The sequence below is a fragment of the Arthrobacter sp. TmtSoilC79 genome, from assembly GCF_059739405.1.
Genome location: NZ_AP046051.1, coordinates 406,369 through 424,079 on the forward strand (window position 1 = coordinate 406,369; position 17,711 = coordinate 424,079).

General features: G+C 62.8%; 19 protein-coding genes. 8 read left to right on the top strand and 11 right to left on the bottom strand.

The genetic code is table 11. The annotated features are described in order from the left end of the window. The first annotated feature begins 133 nt into the window (after window positions 1–133). Genes AC6JA3_RS01975 through AC6JA3_RS01995 form a run of 5 tightly spaced genes read left to right on the top strand, consistent with a single transcriptional unit; the run spans window position 134 to window position 4,868 of the window. The gene (locus AC6JA3_RS01975) at window positions 134–1,438 is read left to right on the top strand and encodes an L-fuconate dehydratase (RefSeq protein ID WP_497919858.1); all 1,305 of its coding nucleotides are present in this window, start codon (window positions 134–136) and stop codon (window positions 1,436–1,438) included. Beyond that, window positions 1,435–2,742: an alpha-L-fucosidase gene (locus AC6JA3_RS01980; protein ID WP_347782444.1), complete on the top strand. Its 1,308-nt coding sequence runs from the start codon at window positions 1,435–1,437 to the stop codon at window positions 2,740–2,742. The genes AC6JA3_RS01975 and AC6JA3_RS01980 overlap by 4 nt, the downstream gene beginning before the upstream one ends. Beyond that, window positions 2,735–3,049, top strand: coding sequence for an L-rhamnose mutarotase (locus AC6JA3_RS01985; protein WP_026542676.1), 315 nt, complete (start codon window positions 2,735–2,737; stop codon window positions 3,047–3,049). The genes AC6JA3_RS01980 and AC6JA3_RS01985 overlap by 8 nt, the downstream gene beginning before the upstream one ends. Continuing rightward, window positions 3,046–4,002, top strand: a complete 957-nt coding sequence (locus AC6JA3_RS01990) for an aldo/keto reductase (RefSeq protein WP_035761199.1) — start codon at window positions 3,046–3,048, stop codon at window positions 4,000–4,002. The genes AC6JA3_RS01985 and AC6JA3_RS01990 overlap by 4 nt, the downstream gene beginning before the upstream one ends. Continuing rightward, window positions 3,999–4,868 (top strand): amidohydrolase family protein, encoded by an 870-nt coding sequence (locus AC6JA3_RS01995; RefSeq protein ID WP_026542678.1) that lies wholly within the window; start codon window positions 3,999–4,001, stop codon window positions 4,866–4,868. The genes AC6JA3_RS01990 and AC6JA3_RS01995 overlap by 4 nt, the downstream gene beginning before the upstream one ends. Here AC6JA3_RS01995 and AC6JA3_RS02000 read toward each other — a convergent pair. The 5 genes from AC6JA3_RS02000 to AC6JA3_RS02020 all read right to left on the bottom strand — a co-directional run bounded on the left by AC6JA3_RS02000 (window position 4,865) and on the right by AC6JA3_RS02020 (window position 10,563). Next, entirely contained in the window at window positions 4,865–5,536 is a 672-nt protein-coding gene (locus AC6JA3_RS02000) for a FadR/GntR family transcriptional regulator (protein WP_026542679.1), read from the bottom strand. The two genes, AC6JA3_RS01995 and AC6JA3_RS02000, sit on opposite strands and share 4 nt — an antisense overlap. 201 nt (window positions 5,537–5,737) lie before the next feature. Beyond that, window positions 5,738–7,246: an amino acid permease gene (locus AC6JA3_RS02005; protein WP_026542680.1), complete on the bottom strand. Its 1,509-nt coding sequence runs from the start codon at window positions 7,244–7,246 to the stop codon at window positions 5,738–5,740. A gap of 146 nt (window positions 7,247–7,392) precedes the next feature. Continuing rightward, window positions 7,393–8,808: an aspartate ammonia-lyase gene (aspA, locus tag AC6JA3_RS02010; RefSeq protein ID WP_026542681.1), complete on the bottom strand. Its 1,416-nt coding sequence runs from the start codon at window positions 8,806–8,808 to the stop codon at window positions 7,393–7,395. A gap of 13 nt (window positions 8,809–8,821) precedes the next feature. After that, the gene (locus AC6JA3_RS02015) at window positions 8,822–9,847 is read right to left on the bottom strand and encodes an asparaginase (RefSeq protein ID WP_026542682.1); all 1,026 of its coding nucleotides are present in this window, start codon (window positions 9,845–9,847) and stop codon (window positions 8,822–8,824) included. Continuing rightward, entirely contained in the window at window positions 9,844–10,563 is a 720-nt protein-coding gene (locus AC6JA3_RS02020) for a FadR/GntR family transcriptional regulator (protein ID WP_026542683.1), read from the bottom strand. Before AC6JA3_RS02020 ends, AC6JA3_RS02015 begins: the two co-directional genes overlap by 4 nt. Before the next feature lie 339 nt (window positions 10,564–10,902). On the opposite strand from AC6JA3_RS02020, the gene AC6JA3_RS02025 reads away from it, so the two are divergent. The 3 genes from AC6JA3_RS02025 (at window position 10,903) to AC6JA3_RS02035 (ending at window position 12,640) form a co-directional block, all read left to right on the top strand. Then, window positions 10,903–11,409 carry a hypothetical protein gene (locus AC6JA3_RS02025; protein ID WP_026542684.1) on the top strand — a complete coding sequence of 169 codons (507 nt, stop codon included), beginning with the start codon at window positions 10,903–10,905 and terminating at the stop codon, window positions 11,407–11,409. A gap of 78 nt (window positions 11,410–11,487) precedes the next feature. Beyond that, complete coding sequence (locus AC6JA3_RS02030) at window positions 11,488–12,096, top strand: hypothetical protein (protein WP_238324971.1); 609 nt, start codon at window positions 11,488–11,490, stop codon at window positions 12,094–12,096. An 82-nt stretch (window positions 12,097–12,178) separates the two neighbouring features. Beyond that, window positions 12,179–12,640, top strand: coding sequence for a DUF3817 domain-containing protein (locus AC6JA3_RS02035; RefSeq protein ID WP_238324972.1), 462 nt, complete (start codon window positions 12,179–12,181; stop codon window positions 12,638–12,640). 225 nt (window positions 12,641–12,865) lie between these two features. On the opposite strand, the gene AC6JA3_RS02040 is transcribed toward AC6JA3_RS02035, so the two are convergent. From AC6JA3_RS02040 to AC6JA3_RS02065, 6 genes are all read right to left on the bottom strand, one after another. Beyond that, window positions 12,866–13,840, bottom strand: a complete 975-nt coding sequence (locus AC6JA3_RS02040; RefSeq protein WP_347782445.1) for a hypothetical protein — start codon at window positions 13,838–13,840, stop codon at window positions 12,866–12,868. Further along, window positions 13,824–14,252 carry a DUF6318 family protein gene (locus AC6JA3_RS02045; RefSeq protein ID WP_347782446.1) on the bottom strand — a complete coding sequence of 143 codons (429 nt, stop codon included), beginning with the start codon at window positions 14,250–14,252 and terminating at the stop codon, window positions 13,824–13,826. Before AC6JA3_RS02045 ends, AC6JA3_RS02040 begins: the two co-directional genes overlap by 17 nt. 4 nt (window positions 14,253–14,256) lie before the next feature. After that, the gene (locus AC6JA3_RS02050; protein ID WP_347782447.1) at window positions 14,257–14,487 is read right to left on the bottom strand and encodes a hypothetical protein; all 231 of its coding nucleotides are present in this window, start codon (window positions 14,485–14,487) and stop codon (window positions 14,257–14,259) included. A gap of 124 nt (window positions 14,488–14,611) precedes the next feature. Beyond that, window positions 14,612–14,989, bottom strand: a complete 378-nt coding sequence (locus AC6JA3_RS02055) for an RNA-binding S4 domain-containing protein (protein WP_035761097.1) — start codon at window positions 14,987–14,989, stop codon at window positions 14,612–14,614. A gap of 179 nt (window positions 14,990–15,168) precedes the next feature. After that, on the bottom strand, window positions 15,169–16,272 hold the full coding sequence (locus AC6JA3_RS02060; protein WP_347782448.1) for a sulfite oxidase: 1,104 nt from the start codon (window positions 16,270–16,272) through the stop codon (window positions 15,169–15,171). Window positions 16,273–16,436: 164 nt separating this feature from the next. Beyond that, window positions 16,437–17,471 (bottom strand): aldo/keto reductase, encoded by a 1,035-nt coding sequence (locus AC6JA3_RS02065; protein WP_026542048.1) that lies wholly within the window; start codon window positions 17,469–17,471, stop codon window positions 16,437–16,439. Window positions 17,472–17,711 lie beyond the last annotated feature (240 nt).

A 17,711-nucleotide genomic window follows, 5' to 3' on the forward strand; every position in this document is an offset into this window, starting at 1 on the left:
CTCCGTGTTCGGGACTAACATCCGAGCTCTAGTGTGGTGTTTTCCCCCATAATACGGAAATGTGACCCATTGACAAGGAAGACATCGGATGTTTAGGCTCGGTGAAGAATCGTGACGCACTTTCAGGAGCCGCATGAGCACCATTACCGCAGTGGATACGTTCGATATCCGCTTCCCCACATCCCTTGAGCTGGACGGCTCTGACGCCATGAACCCTGACCCGGACTACTCCGCGGCCTATCTGATCATTGGCACAGACGCAGAGGACGGGCATAAGGGCCATGGCTTCGTGTTCACCATCGGACGCGGCAACGAGGTCGAAACGGCGGCAATCAACGCCCTTCGGGATCACCTCCTCGGCGCTGATGTTGAGGATCTGCTCGCTGACATGGGCGCCACGTGGAAGCTGCTGGCCCACGATTCGCAACTGCGTTGGCTGGGGCCCGAGAAGGGTGTGATGCACATGGCCATCGGCGCCGTGGTCAATGCCCTCTGGGACCTGAAAGCCAAACGTGCCGGGCTGCCCCTCTGGGAGTTACTGGCCGGAATGAGCCCGGAAGAGCTCGTGGCACTGGTGGACATCCGCTATCTCACCGACGCCCTCACTCCCGGGGAAGCGCTGGACATCCTGCGGACCGCCGAACCCGGCAGGGAAGCGCGGAAAGCGGCACTTCGGGCCGAAGGCTACCCCGCCTACACCACGACGCCGGGCTGGCTGGGATACAGCGACGCGAAACTGACGCGGCTGGCCAAGGAAGCGGTGGCCGACGGTTTCACCCAGATCAAGTTGAAGGTGGGGGCTTCCCTGGATGACGACATCCGCCGCGTCAAGGCTGCCCGCGCAGCCGTTGGCCCGGATATCAAGATCGCCGTGGACGCCAACCAGCGCTGGGACGTCCAGGAAGCCATCGACTGGATGGCCCACCTGGCCCCCTATGACATTGCCTGGATCGAGGAGCCCACCAGCCCGGACGACATCCTGGGCCACGCCGCCATCGCCCGCGGTGTAGCCCCGATTCCCGTGGCCACCGGAGAGCACGTCCAGAACCGGGTGGTGTTCAAACAGATGTTGCAGGCAGGATCCCTCCAGGTCCTGCAGATCGACGCCGCCCGCGTAGCAGGAGTCAACGAGAACATCGCCATCCTCCTGCTCGCCGCAAAATTCGGGGTCAGGGTGTGTCCGCACGCCGGGGGTGTTGGACTATGCGAGGCGGTGCAGCACCTGTCGATGTTCGACTTCGTTGCCCTGTCCGGCAGCAAGGAAGGCCGGACCATCGAGTTCGTGGACCACCTCCATGAACACTTCCTCACACCTGTGGACGTCCACGACGGCGCTTACTGGCCGCCGTCGAGCCCTGGCGCCGGAAACGAAATGCTCCGTGAAACACTGGCCGCATACAGCTTTCCGAACGGCCCCGTATGGAAGGAATCCCGTTGATCCAGCACGCACCCTGGTTCGAGGAGGCACGCTTTGGCATGTTCGTGCATTGGGGCATCTATGCCCTCCCGGCACGCCACGAGTGGGTGATGAACAAGGAGGAAACAACGGTGGAGGAGTACGCCAAGTACTTCCGCCGTTTTGATCCGGACCTCTACGATCCCCGGGAATGGGCCCGGGCTGCACGTAACGCCGGAATGAAATACGTGGTCCTCACCACCAAGCACCACGACGGCTTCTGCTTGTGGGATTCCGCGCTGACGGACTACAAAGCCACCAATACTCCCGCGGGCCGGGATTTGATCGCCCCTTATGTGGAGGCACTCCGGGACGAAGGGCTGAAGGTCGGTTTCTACCACTCCCTCATCGACTGGCACCACCCCGACTTCACTGTGGACGGGGTGCATCCCCAACGGAACGCGGCCGACGTCGAAAGCTTGAATGCAGGCCGGGATATGGACCGCTACCGCGAGTACCTGCATGGCCAGGTGCGCGAGCTCCTGAGTAACTACGGCACCATCGACTACCTGTTCTTCGACTTCTCCTACACAGGCGGACACCACGAAGAATATTGGGGAGGGAAAGGACGGAAAGACTGGGACTCCGAGGCCCTGCTTGCCATGGTGCGGGACCTCCAACCCACCATTGTGGTCAACGACCGGTTGGAAATCCCGGGAGACCTTGTCACGCCCGAGCAGTACCAGCCCGCCGGCCCCATGATGGTCGACGGCGAACCCGTCACCTGGGAGGCATGCCAGACGTTGAACGGCAGCTGGGGTTATGACAGGGACAACCTGAACTACAAGCCCGTTGACCTGCTGATCCGCATGCTGGTGGATGGTGTCTCCAAGGGCGGCAACCTGTTGCTCAACGTAGGACCCACTGGCAGGGGGAACCTGGACCCGCGGGCGCTGGATTCGCTGGAGGGCATCGGGGAATGGATGAAGCTGCACTCGCGTGCCATCTACGGTGCCGGTGCCTCGAGCTTCACAGCGCCCACGGACACCCGCTACACACAGCGCGGCGACAGGCTGTACGTCCACCTCTTTGCCTGGCCGTTCGAATACGTCCACCTGCCCGGCCTCGCCGGCAAGGTGGAATATGCCCAGCTGCTCAATGACGCCTCGGAGGTGTTCCTGCGGGAACTGGACCCCGCGCAGCAGGCCATGAACATGACACCCGGCGGCCAGCCACCCGGGACGCTGACCATCAAGCTGCCCGTCCAAAAACCCGACGTCGCCGTGCCCGTGCTGGAACTGTTCCTCAAGCCATCTGCCAGCGGGGTGGAGGCCGTCCATGGCTGACAGCATCGCGCTTCACACCAAGCTCAAGCCAGGAACTGAAGCGGAGTATGCCGACGCACACGCGCACATCCCGCCCGAGCTGGTGGCGGCCCTCAAAGAAGCCGGTGTGACGAACTGGCGGATCTGGCGCAGCGGACTCGATCTCTTCCATGTGGTGGATGTCGAAAACTACCAGGCCATGCGGCATGCGCTCGCCGAGCACCCCGCCAATGTGCCGTGGCAGGCCCGGATGGCTGAACTTTTGGAGATCCAGGACGATTACTCAGGGGAGGATGCGGGTATCCAGAAGGTATGGGAAATGCCATGAACTCACTTGACCCCCACACACCGCCGTTGAGCCTCGGCAGGCTCGGCTTCGGCGGTGCAGGCATAGGAAACCTGTACCGGGCCATCCCGGACGGGCAAGCGCTCGCCACGGTTCTCGCCGCATGGGATGCCGGCATCCGCTACTTCGACACCGCGCCGCACTACGGGCTGGGACTTTCTGAACAAAGGCTTGGCGCCGTCCTTAGGGACAAGCCGCGGGAGGAATTTGTCATCTCCACCAAAGTGGGCCGTGTGTTGGAACCGGACTCCGGCGGCGGCCAGGACCCCGAGGGCTTCGACGTTCCGGCTACCAGTCGACGCATGTGGGACTTCTCCGAGGGCGGCATCCGGCGCAGCATCGAGGACTCCCTGGAACGGCTGGGCCTGGACCACGTTGACATCGCCTACCTGCACGACCCTGATGTCCACGATCTCCAAGCCGGCATCTCCGAAGCCTTGCCTGTGCTCGAAAAGCTGCGGGCCGAAGGGCTGGTCAAGGCCATAGGTGTGGGCATCAACTCCGCAGAAGCGGCCCTGGAATGCGTCGAAGCTGCCGATCTGGACCTCGTGATGCTGGCAGGACGCTACACCTTGCTTGAGCAGCCCGACGTTCCGCTGCTTGACCGCTGCCTGGAGCGAAGCACCGGCGTCGTCAGCGTTGGCGCCTACAACTCCGGCCTCCTGGCCCGGCCCGACGTCCCCGAAGACGCCCACTACAACTACGATCAGGCGCCGCCGGAGGTGCTGGAGCGGGCGCGGGCGCTCGCGGCCCTCTGCCGCGACTTCGGTGTGGAACTTCCGACGGCGGCCCTCCAGTTCCCGCTGCGGCACCCCGCCGTGGTGAACGTGACAGCCGGTGCCACCTCCCCTGAACAGGTGGCCACCAACGCAGCACGCATGGAGTCGCCCGTGCCCGAGGAGCTCTGGGCAGCCTTGGAGGAACGCCGGGCGTGATTGACTCGCACCTGCACTTGTGGACCCTGGACACCTTTGTTACCGGGGGAGTGCGCCCCTATGGATGGCTGGGGCCGCAGCACGGTGCGCTCTTCCGGAGTTTCGGCGAGGACGAGGCGCGTGAGAGGTTGGAGGCAGCCGGTGTCCGGGGAGCGGTGCTGGTCCAGGCCGACGATACCGTTGCCGACACCGAGAGTATGTTGGCTGTGGCCTCGCGCAACCCCTGGGTTCTTGGCGTGGTGGGTTGGATCCGCCTGGACGCGCCTTCCGAAGCCGCAGCGCAGTTGCACCGCTTCACGGCACACCCGGTTTTCAAGGGAGTGCGGCACCTGATCCACGATGATCCCCGAAGCGACTTCCTGGATCTCCCGAATGTTCGGGAGTCCCTGGCATTGCTGGCCCGCCAAGGGCTTACCTTCGACATCCCCGATGCCTTCCCACGGCATCTGGGTTCCGCTGTTCGTCTGGCCCGTGAGATACCGCAATTGACGGTCGTGCTGGATCACTTGGGGAAGCCGCCGCTGGCTGATCCTGGGCTTATGGAGTCCTGGAACGCCGACTTCCGGGCGCTGGGGCGGGAACCGAATTCGGTGGCCAAACTTTCCGGGCTGCATTTGCCGGGCGTTGAGTACACGGCGGATGCGTTGCGCCCGCTCTTCGAATCAGCGTTGGAGGTTTTCGGGCCCCAGCGTTTGATGATCGGCTGCGACTGGCCGGTCAGCATCCTCGGGGCTCCTTATGGCAGGACGCTGGAGGTGTTGCTGGAGTTGGTGTCGTCGCTGAGCCCGGCGGAGCAGGATGCCGTGCTGGAAGGGACTGCCATTCGAACCTACGGCTTGGCAGCAACGCCTTTGGCCGGGAGTTAAAGGGCCTGCCGCAGCCAGTTCTCCACGCCGCTGATGTGAACCGTCACCAGTGCCCGGACCAGCTCAGCATCTCCCCGCTCCAAGGCGTCCGCAATCGCGTGATGCTCGGCCAAGGTATGCGCCACGGCCTTTTCCTGTGTCAGCCCGCGCCAGATCCGGGCCCGGACCGTGCTGCTGGAAAGCGCCTCCAAGAGGCTTCCGAGGTAGTCGTTTCCGGCGGCTTCGGTGATGATGCTGTGGAACTCCAGGTCATGGGCAACGAGTTCCTCGACTTCGGTGTTCTCGTCGATGCCGTCCATGGTGCTTCGCAAGGCCAGGAGCTCGCCGGGGGTGATTTTTCCCGCCGCCAAATGTGCCGTGGCCGGTTCCAGGATTCGTCGGACCTCAAAGAGTTCCAGGATGGACCGGTCCTGGTGAAGGTCCACCACGAATGCCACGGCTTCATTGAGCAGCTTGGCGTCGAGGCTGGTCACATAGGTGCCGTCTCCGCGGCGGACATCCAGCACGCGGATCAGTTCGAGCGCCTTCACCGCCTCGCGCAGGGAACTCCGCGACAGGCCGAGCCGCTCGCTCAGTTCCTTCTCCGGCGGAAGACGATCGCCGGCTTTGAGTTCTCCGCGGATCAGCATGTCTTTGATCTTGCTGATCGCCTCGTCTGTGACAGCCATGGACCAATAGTAGTCACGAATGATCCGATGTCTGCCTTCGCCGCGATCCCACCCACCTGAGCCGCAGTTGAGGCGGTTTTGAGCGCTGGGAACTACGTCATCTGCTAGTTGGTTGCGGACGTTAACGCCCGACGGCGGCACCTGGGTTCCGATTGCTACGGAACCGGCGGTGCCGCCGTCGTGCGCTGTTTGGTACGGCTGTTACTTGTCGCCGCCGGGAAGCGGGCGGTTGGCGATGACCGGCGCGCTGCCGGTGTAGCCGTCGCGGGTGGCTGCAAGCTCATGGATCTGCTTGCGGCACAGGAACCAACCCCAGACCATGAGCCCGCAGGCGATGGCGGTGACCAGCATGGTCAGCGGGGATTCAATGAACACCATAATCAGCACGCCGAGCAGGAAGACCAAGGACAGCCAACCTGTGTACGGAGCACCGAACAACCGGAAGGAGGGGCGTTTCACCCAGCCCTTGTCCGACCAGCGCTTCAGCTGCATCTGGCAGAGGACGATGGTGGCCCAGGTGACGATGATGCCCACGGATGCGACGTTGAGGACGATTTCGAAGGCGTCGGACGGGACCAGGTAGTTCAGCGGAACACCGAGCAAGGAAACGCCGGCGGTGATGGCGATGCCACCGTAAGGGACACCTGCCTTGTTCATGCGCTGGGCGAACTTGGGGGCAGAACCGGCTACGGACATGGAGCGGAGGATACGGCCGGTGGAGTAGAGGCCGGCGTTCAATGACGACAACGCTGCGGTCAGCACCACGAGGTTCATGATCACATCCACGCCCTCCACGCCAATGGAACCGAAGAACGTCACGAACGGGCTGACGCCCTTCTCGTAAGAGGTGTAGGGGAGCAGCAGTGCCAGCAGGATGACCGAGCCAACGTAGAAGACGGCGATGCGGAAGACCACGGAGTTGATGGCCTTGGGCATGATCTTTTCCGGGTTGGCGGTTTCACCGGCAGCGGTACCCACGAGCTCGATCGAGGCGTAAGCGAAGAGCACGCCCTGCATCAGGATGATCATGGGCAGGATGCCGTTCGGGAAGATGCCGCCGTTATCGGAGATGAGGCTGAAGCCCACTTCCTGGCCCTCCACCGGGGTGCCGAAGATGACGAAGTAGGTGCCCACAAGGAGGAACGCCACCAGTGCGGCCACCTTGATCAAAGCAAACCAGAACTCCATTTCGCCGAAGACCTTCACGGAAACCAGGTTCAGGCAGAGGACCACTACCAGGGCAATGAGCGCCCAGGCCCACTGCGGAACGGCGCCCATCCAAGCGATGTACTTGCCGAAGAAGTTCATGTATAGGGCCACTGCGGTGATATCGACAATGGTGGTGGTGGCCCAGTTGATCCAGTAGAACCAGCCGGAAATGAAGGCAGCCTTCTCGCCGTAGAACTCACGGGCGTAGGAGACGAACGATCCCGACGAGGGGCGGTGCAGCACCAGTTCGCCCAGTGCGCGGAGGATCAGGAAAGCGAAGAAGCCACAGACGGCGTAGGCGATGACGAGCGAAGGACCGGCCGCGTTCAGCCGGCCACCGGCGCCCAGGAACAGGCCGGTACCGATTGCGCCGCCGATCGCGATCATCTGGATCTGGCGGGGCTTGAGGTCCTTGTGGTAGCCGGAGTCCTCTTTGTGGAGGGCTTTCTCGCTGGCGTGCGACTGGGCCGGGACCGTGTGGTCCGTGATGGGGTTGGTCATTGGAATCCTTAGGAGTGTCCTGTTGGGGGGTGTCCTTGGCGTGTCCGGCTCGGGGGATCCGGGCACACGGAACAGCGCCTCGTGGGGGTATGCCTCATCGGGCGGAACGGCTGACTGTAGCCGTTGGCTTACTGGCCAGTTTCGGCCTATTTGCTCAGATTTGCCAGACGTTCAGGGCTGAGCAGTTCCTCAAGCTGGGCGGCGGTCAAGAGACCATGTTCCAGCACGAGTTCTGCCACACCCTTGCCCGTTGCCAGCGCCTCCTGGGCGATAGCGGTGGCGGAGGCGTAACCGATATGGGGGTTCAATGCCGTGACAAGACCGATCGACTGCTCCACGGTAAGCCGTAGCCGTTCGGTGTTTGCGGTAATGCCCCGGACGCAGCGTGCAGTAAGGGTGCGGCACGCTGCTTCCAGGTGGGAGATGCTCTTGTGCAGGCTGTGCACAATGATCGGTTCGAAGGCGTTCAGCTGAAGCTGGCCCGCCTCCGCGGCCATGGTGACGGTGACATCGTTGCCGATGACTTCGTAGGCCACCTGGCTGACCACTTCCGGGATCACCGGATTGATCTTTCCTGGCATGATCGACGAACCGGACTGAACGGCCGGAAGGTTGATCTCGCCCAAACCCGCACGCGGTCCGGAGGACAGCAGGCGGAGGTCGTTGCAAATCTTGGAAAGCTTCACTGCCACGCGCTTCAGGACGCCGGACAGGTGCACGAAGGCGCCAACATCCTGGGTGGCCTCAATGAGGTCCGCTGCAGTGAGCAAGGGAAGGCCGGTGATCTCTGCCAGGTGGCGGCAGGCGGCTTCGGCGTATCCGGCCGGGGCATTCAGTCCCGTGCCGATGGCTGTCGCACCGAGGTTGATCTCGTGGATCAGCATGTGGGACTCGTCCAGGCGTGCCCGGTCCTCGCCAATGGTCACGGCGTAGCCGCCGAACTCCTGGCCCAAGGTCATGGGAACAGCGTCCTGGAGCTGGGTGCGTCCCATCTTCACGACGGTCCGGAACTCCCGGCCCTTCTCGGCAAAGGCCAGCTCGAGTTCCTCGAGGGCTTCCAGGAGTTCCTTTACGGAGAAGATCGTGGCCAGGTTGACCGCAGTCGGGTAGACGTCGTTGGTGGACTGGCTCAGGTTCACGTGGTCATTGGGGTGCAACTTGGAGTAGTCGCCCTTGGGGTGGCCAAGGATCTCCAGGGCGCGGTTGGCGATGACCTCGTTGGCGTTCATGTTGGAACTGGTTCCCGCGCCGCCCTGGATGACGTCCACCATGAACTGCTCGTGGAGCATGCCGTCCATGATGTCCTGGCAAGCCTGCTCAATGGCGTCCGCCTTTTCGGCGTCCAGCAGGCCAAGTTCATGGTTGGTGCGGGCCGCAGCCTGCTTCACCGCGGCCAGGCCCCTGACGAGGTGCTTGTTGGTGGAGAGAGGCTGCCCTGTGATGGGGAAGTTCTCAATGGCGCGGAGGGTATGGACGCCCCAGTAGGCATCCGCAGGTACATCGCGGTCGCCCAGAAGGTCGTGTTCGGAACGGAGGGGGATCGCCTGATCGACGGTGGTCATAGCTGTCCTTGGTTTAGTTGCTGAAAATGTGGGCTGCGCGGATCTCGCCGACCGGAAGGCCGCCGCCCAGCACAGGTGGGCTCTGAAGCGTGTCCAAGCTGCCGCCGTCGACGCCCAACCGGCGAAGGACCTCAACGGTGACGGGCATGCGGGCGCGATCGCCGCCGTCGGAAATCTTGACGGCCACCCCGGTGCCGTCCGGGAGGCCCACCAGCTGGAGGCCTTCAAAGCCGTCCTTCGCGAGCAGGCCGGGAACGGCGCGCATGAGGGCGGTGACGTCGCGGCCCTCGCCGGCCACCATCTCCGGGAAGCGGCGCATGGCGTGGGCAACCTTGCCTTCGTTGGTGTTTTCGTCCGCGGCGGCGATGCGGCCATAGGCGCGGGCCATGCCATGCAGGGAGTGAGCGAAGAGCGGTGTCCCGCAGCCGTCCGTGCTGACCGCGGCGGCTTCCTCACCGGTAAGTTCCGTGATGGTTTCCCGCACCAGGACCTGCAACGGGTGCTCGGGGTGCAAGTATCCCTCCACAGGCCAGCCGTTGATGACGCAGACCGCCGTCATGGAAGCGTGCTTGCCGGAGCAATTCTGCGCAATCTGCGTGGGGCCGTTGCCGGCGCGGAGCCATTCTTCGCGTTCAGCCACGCCGTAAGGGAGGTCCGTGCTGTTGCCCAAGTTTGATTCGTTGAGGCCATGCAGCTTCAGGATTTCCTCGGCGCCGCTGCGGTGCATCTGCGCGCCGGAGTGGCTGGCCGCGGTGAGTGCCAGGAGATTTTGCGGGATATCCAGGCCGGCCTTGAGCAGGGCTACAGCCTGCAACGGCTTCAGGCTCGACCGCGGGTACATCGGGGCGTCCGGTTCGCCGGCTTCAAGCGCCGTGCTGTTATCTGCGGTGAGCGCGATCAGCGATCCGTAGTGGATGCTCTCCACCAGGCCGTCGCGGGTCAGTTCGACGAGGGGGACGTGGTGGGGCGTCTTTGCCGCCAGTTCCGGCTGGCTGGCGGTTGTTGCGGGGGCGGGCATGGTGTCCTTTGAGTGGGTCATTTGCTGAGGATCCTGTCCAGTGCAACGCTGACGGCCTGCAGGTGGGCGGCCATCGCTTTGCTTGCGGCTTCGGAGTCGCCGGCCTCGATCGCGTTGAGCACGGCGACGTGCTCTTCGTCGGAGCGGTGTTGGCGGTCAGCGACGAGGTTCAGGGTTTCGGACTGGTGTGCCAGGGCCTCGCGGATGTCCGAAACGACGCTGGCGAATACCCGGTTTCCGCTGGCGCGGGCCACGGCAGAGTGGAAGCTCGCGTCCAGGTTCACCCAGGCTTCGGGATCGGTCTCGTTGAGCATTTCCTGGACGATGTCCTTGAGGTGCTCAAGTTCCTCGTCCGTCCTTCTTTGCGCGGCAAGCCCGGCTGCGGGGATTTCGATATGGGGACGTGCTTCGTTGAGGTCGCGTGCACTGTACTGACCCAAGGTAAGGTCATTAGCAACCTTGTTGGCCACAATGAACGTGCCCTTGCCCGTTTTGGTCACTGTGAGGCCCAGGGTGTTGCAGGATCGCAGTGCTTCCCGGATGACCGAGCGGCTCACGCCGTACTGGCCCGCGAGCGTAGCTTCCGAGCTCAGCTTGGTGCCGATATCGAACTGCCCGCCCTCGATGGCTCGCCGGAGTGCCGCGAAGACCGCTTCCGCTGCGGAAATGCGTGAGATGGGCATGTGCCCACCCTGGGGATCTTGCTGTCCGGCTGTCCGGCTGTCTGACAGGTTCACGCTTCGAATATGGCACGGGTCACAAGGGGCTGTCAACGCTGAAAGAACCGCTTCAGGGTTTGGGGGCCGACGGCGGCTGTTGCCGCTGGCGTTCAGCTCACCTTCGCCTGGTTCTCCATGGAGCGGAGGATGCTGATTAAATGCCCGATCGAACTGGAGGGCCAGCCTCTCGTACAGGCGCAATTTCGACAACCTGTCGCCGTACGGCAACTTTTCGAAAAGTCGCCGTACGGCGACTTTGGTAGTTGATGCCTGCCGCGACGGCGGCCTCTTGTGGTTGGTTTTGCCAGAAGAATTGGCACGAGGCGATGTCTTTCCGGGAGCTTGACACAATGGACCATGCTCTTCACCAAAAAGTCACTCATGCAGGACGGGTTCACCGGCTTCCGGCCGCTCGACGAACTCGATCCCATGAGGATTCCCCAAGGCCCCGGCATCTTCGCCATCCTGTGCCCCGCGGATTTCGACCCCGTGTTCCTCAGCAAGAGCAGCGCAGGCACGTTCAAGAAAAAGGACCCTTCGCTCAAGCGTGAAGCCTTGGAATCCGAGTGGATAGCGGAAGCTTCCGTACTTTACCTGGGCAAAGCCAGCGCCGGCAGCCAAGGTAACCGGGGGCTGCGCAAACAGATCCAGGAGTTCATGGATTACGGCCGCGGACGTCCCACTGTTGTCTGGGACGCGCGGCTCATCTGGCAGCTGCGTGATGCTCTGGACCTCATTGTTGCGTGGAAGGAACTCCCCGCCTCCGAGCTGAACGCGGCCGAGGCTGCCTACCATTCCGACTTCGTGGCGGCCCACGGGCGGCTTCCGTTCGCCAACCTGGTCCAGGCCCGTCCCAAGAAATAGCGAACAAGGCTCGACGGCGTCAGGCGAGTACCGCCGTCGGCCTCCCACTCGCTGGGCGTTCGGCGCATAATGGCAACCATGACGGCCAGCAACCCCACTGGAAGCAAACCGCATGGACCTCGTATCACGGTCGAGGTACCCGTTCTGCGTATCGGCGCAGGACCCGCTGACTATGACGGCTTGTCCCGGTTCGTGGATTCCCTCCGAAATCCGCCGGGACTGCACCTTACCCTGCTCCACGTTGGAATACTCGATGAACTTGGCAAGGACATCGCAGCCTGGACCAAGGGTTTGTCGTCACCTGCACAGACGCTTCCGGAGATCGCCAGTTGGTTGACCGAACTGCCGGTGTTGCAGGGCTTTCTGGGGAAGGCGGAAAAGTTGATCCCTTTGGGCGGTGGCCGCCTGATGGGGCTCGAGGTGGATGTGCCACAGGAAGTGCACGACTATCAGGCACTTTTGGTGCAAGGGCTCCACAAACTTCTGGACGACCTGGGCCTGGACAACATTGACGACTTCATCCTGAGCTCACCGGCGCTGGGCTACAGGTCGCCCCGCTGGTTGCCTCACGTCGCCGTCGGCAAAGCCCGGACACGGCACGAACCTGAGATGGAGATTGCGCCCGTTGCCATCGAGTTTGGCGATTCCCGAATCCGGAACCGGCAGGTACTGCCCTCGGCAAAGTGAAGTGTTGTTGGTAGGTGACGCACGGGAAGTTCTACAGCCGGTAAAATACGAGGTGTCTCCCGTTTCCTACCTGAGGACTTCCATGCAGCCCCGCACTTTGTTCCGCACCGTAGCTTTTGCCGAGGCCGTGACTTGGACGCTGCTGTTGATCGGGTTGTTCCTTAAGTACGTCACGCGCACCACCGACGTCGGAGTGAGCATCGCTGGAGGCATTCACGGCTTCGTGTTCCTTTGCTACGCCGCGACGGCCGCCTTCACCTGGATCAACCAGAAGTGGTCAACACGAACCGGCCTCCTTGCCATTGGTTCGGCAGTGATCCCGTACGCCACCATTCCCATGGAGAAGTCGCTCGACCGCCGTGGCCTCCTCGCAGGCGACTGGCGCTTGGCCGCTGGGGGAGATTCGCCTCAAGGTGGGTTCGAGAAGGCCCAGGCGTGGGTCCTGCGAAACCCCATTCTGGCCGTCGTTGTCACGTTGGTGGCTGTGGGTGCCGTGTTCAGCTTCCTGTTGTTCATGGGCCCTCCAGGTACCTGGTTCTCCTAGAATTCAGCCAGCGGAAAGCACCGTTCTTCGGAACTGGTGCTTTCTTCTTTTTGGCGTGCACATTCCGTGGGCCGCCGCCACCCACTTTTCCGCGGGCCCCCGCCACCCACTTTGAGTCTTGAATGGCACGACGCGCCGTCTGCACGGTGAATCGATGGGTTGTTCGCCTTCGAAGTGGGTGTTTGCGGTTCGTGATGCGGGCAAAGGCCCAAGGTGAGTCGCCACCTATTTCGGTTCTGCGCCGGGGCAGCCCCAGGAGTTGGGGTTTTCCTGGCAGGTGTCGGCGACGAGTGCTCTTTCTGTTTTCCAGACCTGGATGGTTTGGGCTGGTGTGGTGAGGTTCAGGGTTCCGTTGATGGGTAGGGGTGGGCCGTTGTTGACGGAGTAGGTGCCGGTGAAGCTGGTGGTGAGGGTGGCCTGGTAGTTGCCGGTTTCTGTGTAGCTGTGGCTGGTGCGTGTTTGGGTGTTGAGCCATTGGGTTTCCGGGATGGAGTAGCCGGCTGCTGGTGTTGGTCCGAGGGTGGTGCCGTCGCCGAAGGCGTAGGTGTAGTTGGCCGGTGTTGCGGTGAGGTGGACTGCTTGGCCGAGGATGGTGAGGTTGAAGTCTTGTTCTCCTGTGGTGGTGTAGAAGTTGGTGGGTGCGCCTTTGAGGGTGTGGGGGAAGGGTTGGGCTTGGAGGGTTCCGGGGTTGATGGGTAGTTGTTGGAAGTCGTTGAGGATCCGGGCTGCGATGTTGGCCAGGACGTTCTCGGGTTGGGGGTCGTAGAGGCAGGTGGGTCCGGTGACGGGGATCCAGTCGGTCCAGCCTGGGTTGGTGATGGCTTTGGGGGCTTCCTTCCAGATGACCGGGGTGCCTGCTTCGGTGTTGGTTTCGGTGGCGGGGCATTCGAGGGCATCGCAACCGGGGTCTTTGGTGTCGGGCCCATCGGCGCGGCAGTGCGTGTCGGCCATGTACTGGTTGGGATCCTCAGCGGCCGTGGACGAGGTTGATGTTCCTCCGATACTGGCTGCTAGCTGCCCGGTGTGCGGATCGATTTTGTAGCGGGCCTCAATGTCGATTCCGCCATTTCGAGTGTTGTTGGATGCCCACACGTCCTCCGTTTTCAGGGGTCCGCCGAGGATCTGGGCGGCGACGAGTGCCGTTGAAATCGTGACGAGGAGATGGCCTGCATTCAGATTCAGACTACGAAAGAAGGCCAAGGTCTGTCACCGCCCATTGTCCTTCAACGTATTTCGCAAAAAGGGCAAAAGCATCGTTTGTCGTTCCGTCGCTGGCCCTACCGGTAGTTCCGTCGGCGTTGTAGTAGCTGATTGCCTCTTGAATGACCTGCACTTTGGACCATTGGGTAGCGTCGCCACTTGCCCATTGGACCTCGATCACAGGGACCGAGATCCTCCCGCCCACCAACCATCGTCCGTCGATATAGCCATCTTCACCCGACTCTTTGAGGCGGAGACACAGGCGGCAGTCTTCGGAGATCAACGGCAGCCATGACGCCATGTCGCCGGTCTCGTCCACATAAGAAAGCTGTGCGTACCAGTACCCAATAAACGCCTCCAACCCCGCCTTCGAGTTTTCCTTCGCCAACTCCGGCATCACGGGAACCGGCACATTCTCAGCCTTCCCCTTCGCATCCGCGGGCTTGTACACGGCGGGCGCTGAAGGAGTAGCCGAAGCGGTCGGGACCGATGCGCTCGTGGCGGGCGACGCCGTCGTCGAGCTTGATTCGGACGGTTGCGTGCTGGGTGCGGGGCCGCCCTGACAGCCGCTCAGAAGCACCGCCATAGTGAGAGCCATGACCGCCGTCCAAGGCCGGACAGGAGAAAAAGTGGCAGACGAAAGGCATGACATGACAGGCTCCCCAGCAGCTGTTTGGCGTTGTGCCGGTCAGTCTAGGTCGGGAGGGAAGCCAGATTCACGTCAGAAATTGCGGCTTGTGGATAAGTGCCCCGCCGCGTCCGAATATCCCCCTACCCGCGCAGCTTGTCCATATCCCTGCGGTCCTTCTTGGTGGGCCGTCCGGCGCCGCGGTCGCGCTGGGGCAGTCCGAGCTTAGGTGCAACGGGGCGTGGGGGCGTGTGGTCGGTGAAGCAGTGTGAGGCGGCTTCGGCGCCGACACGCTTCGCGATGAGTCGCCGCACTTCGAGGATCCGTTCCCAGCCCGATTCCCGGACCCGGATGGTGTCGCCGATGATCACGCTCTGTGATGCCTTGACCGGGTTTCCGTTGATGCGGATGTGGCCGGCACGGCAGGCAGCGGTGGCGGCCGAGCGGGTCTTGTAGGCACGAATCGCCCAAAGCCAGGCGTCGACTCGGACGTTTGCCGGTGAAGATGACGGGATACTCATGATTGGGAAGAGTCTAACCGGGCCTCGCAAGCCCTGCGGGAACGCAAGAAGCAGCGAGGTCGTGGGAGGCCAGCCAAAACCCCCGGAAAGTTCCGGCGATCCCGCAGCATTCCAGCGATCTCGACGATCTCGGCGGGTGGGCGGGCGGCAGCCAGGCGCGGCGCAGCCTGGAGACCCAGCTACCGCACCGTAACCTCAACCACCTGCGCCATGTTGTTCCCGATGCCCTGGTAATTCCACACCTGCTCCGTGGGCTGCAGCGCGCCCCACGTATCCATCGCCCGGCACCGCAGTACGTGCTCACCCGGACCCGCGACCCACACCATGGACCACGACCTCCACGCGAAATCACCCACGGGCGGATCCACATGGGTAGGCATCCACTCGCCGTCGATCCCCACCTCCACCCGTTCAACCTCGCCGTGCCCGGACCACGCGCGGCCGTGCAGCATGACCGGACCGGCGTCCACAATCCGGCGTCGCGTGAAGAATTCCGGAATCCCGGGAGGAATCATGAGCGAACGAACACGGATGTGCGTCACGGGCAGCCCGGGACCGTCGGGACCTTGCAGGTAGTGATAGGCAACAGCCTGTTGGAATCCCATGAACCGCGACGTCACAGCCTCGATGGACGTCAACCATTTCACACTTGCCATCCCGTACCAGCCGGGCACCAACAGGCGGAGGGGGAACCCATGCTGGATCGGCAAGGGATGTCCGTTCATGGCATAGACCAGCATGACTTCGGGATGCATCGCCTCGGCCACAGACAGGCTGCGCGCATAGGGCTCTTCGACGCCGCCTTGGACTCCGGCGTCAGCACCCGTAAAGACAAGTTCGACGGCGTCACTCGCCAAACCTGCCTCCTCCAGCAGGGGTGCCAAGGGAGTTCCGGTCCACTCGGCCGTACCCACCGCACCCATGACCCACGGTTGGCTTAGCGGACGCGGTTGCAGGAGGGAGCGGCCATTTCCGGCGCACTCAAGCGTCACGGGAATGGTGACGGCGGGTCTGGCCTTGATGTCGTCCAGGCTCAGCTCAAAGCTGCGGTCAACAGCCCCACCCAGCCGCAGTCGCCATGTATCAGCAGGGACGTGGGGGATGTCGAAATGGATGAGCAGGTAGTGGAGCCCGGCCGGCGTGATGTCGTCGTGCAGGGCCTCCAACGGCATGGAATGGTTGCGGCCGGAGAGTTGAAGTTCCTCAGGGGTCAGGGGACCCTCGGTCGGCTGACCGGCGGTGGCGGCTTTCGCAGCCCTTTGCTTGACATGGTGCTTGGACATGGGACGGCGGCGTTCTACTGGAAGCTAAACGCTGCGGAGTGCCGCAGCACTTAGGACAAGGATCACGCCCCTGCCCAAGCCCGTCAATAGCCTGTTGTGAGGCCCGCTCTGCGCCATAAGGGAAGACCAAAGCGCGCAAAGCGGGCCTCGCAACGCAATGGTGGCTACCGGCGTCGCAGTTCCGGGTACTCAAGGTGTGGGGCAACAGTGCCGGCGTCGCGCTCCAGGAAGTTGACCGCCGGGGCAACGATGTCGTCAATTTCGTCAAGGATCGACTCGCTCAACACCACGTCGGCAGCCTTCAGGTAGTCCGTCAGGTGGTCCTCGGTACGGGGCCCGATCACCACGCTCGTCACAGCCGGGTGGTTCAGGGCAAAGGCCACGGCAAGCTGGATGAGGGTCAGACCATGCCTGGCTGCGAGCTGAGCCAAGGCGTCCGCCGCATGCAGTTTGCCCTGGTTGAAAGGGGCATTTACGTCGAAACGGCCCGGAAGTGCGCCCGATCGCGAGCTTTCGGGCTGTCCCGCACCCACCCGGTATCCGCCGGCCAGCCAGCCGCCGTCGAGCGGTCCGTAACTCAGAACCCCGACGCCGTACTGCTGGGTGATGGGGAAAACATCACGTTCGTTGGCACGCACCAAAAGCGAATAGGGAACCTGGTCAACCACGGGTGGGGTCAGATGGTTGGTGTTCGCGATCCACTGCGCCTCCACAAGCTGGGCCGGACTGAACACGGACGTGCCGTAGTAGAGGATCTTGCCTTGCCGGATGAGGTCGTTGAGCGCAGTGATGGTCTCCAGGAGATCGGTGTTGTAGTCCGGACGGTGCGCCTGGTAGAGATCGATCCTGTCCGTGTTCAACCGCCGCAAGCTGTCCTCCACAGCCCGGACGATCCACCGGCGGGAGTTGCCGGCATGTGCCGGGTTGGAACCCATCTGTCCGTGGAACTTGGTGGCGAGGAAGACGTCGTCACGCCGGCTGTGGATGGCTTGGCCAACCACGGTTTCTGCCTCTCCCTGGGAGTAGATGTCCGCGGTGTCGACGCTGGTGATGCCGGCATCCAGTGCCGCCTTGATGATACGGATGCTCTCTGCGGGACCCGTGGGTGCGGCGCCGGTACCGAAGTTCAGGGTGCCCAGCGTGAGCGGGCTGATCAGGGCGCCAGTGCGTCCAAGCGTTCGTAGCTCGTTGAGGCTCATGTCGGCTTCCTGTGGTGGGACTGTGCTGATGGGGCGGTCCTGATGTCCAGGCATTGGCCGTGGACCGGATGTTCAATCGAGGCTACACACGGCCGCCGGAGGCATAAACGCAAGCGGTAGAACTTCTTCGTTTTTCGTCTTGCGAGGTAATGCAAGAGGCCTTACTTCGCGATATTTCTTGACACGCGGCAACACAAATGTCTTTCGGATCAACAAATATTGCCGTTCCCGGAAGCAGGT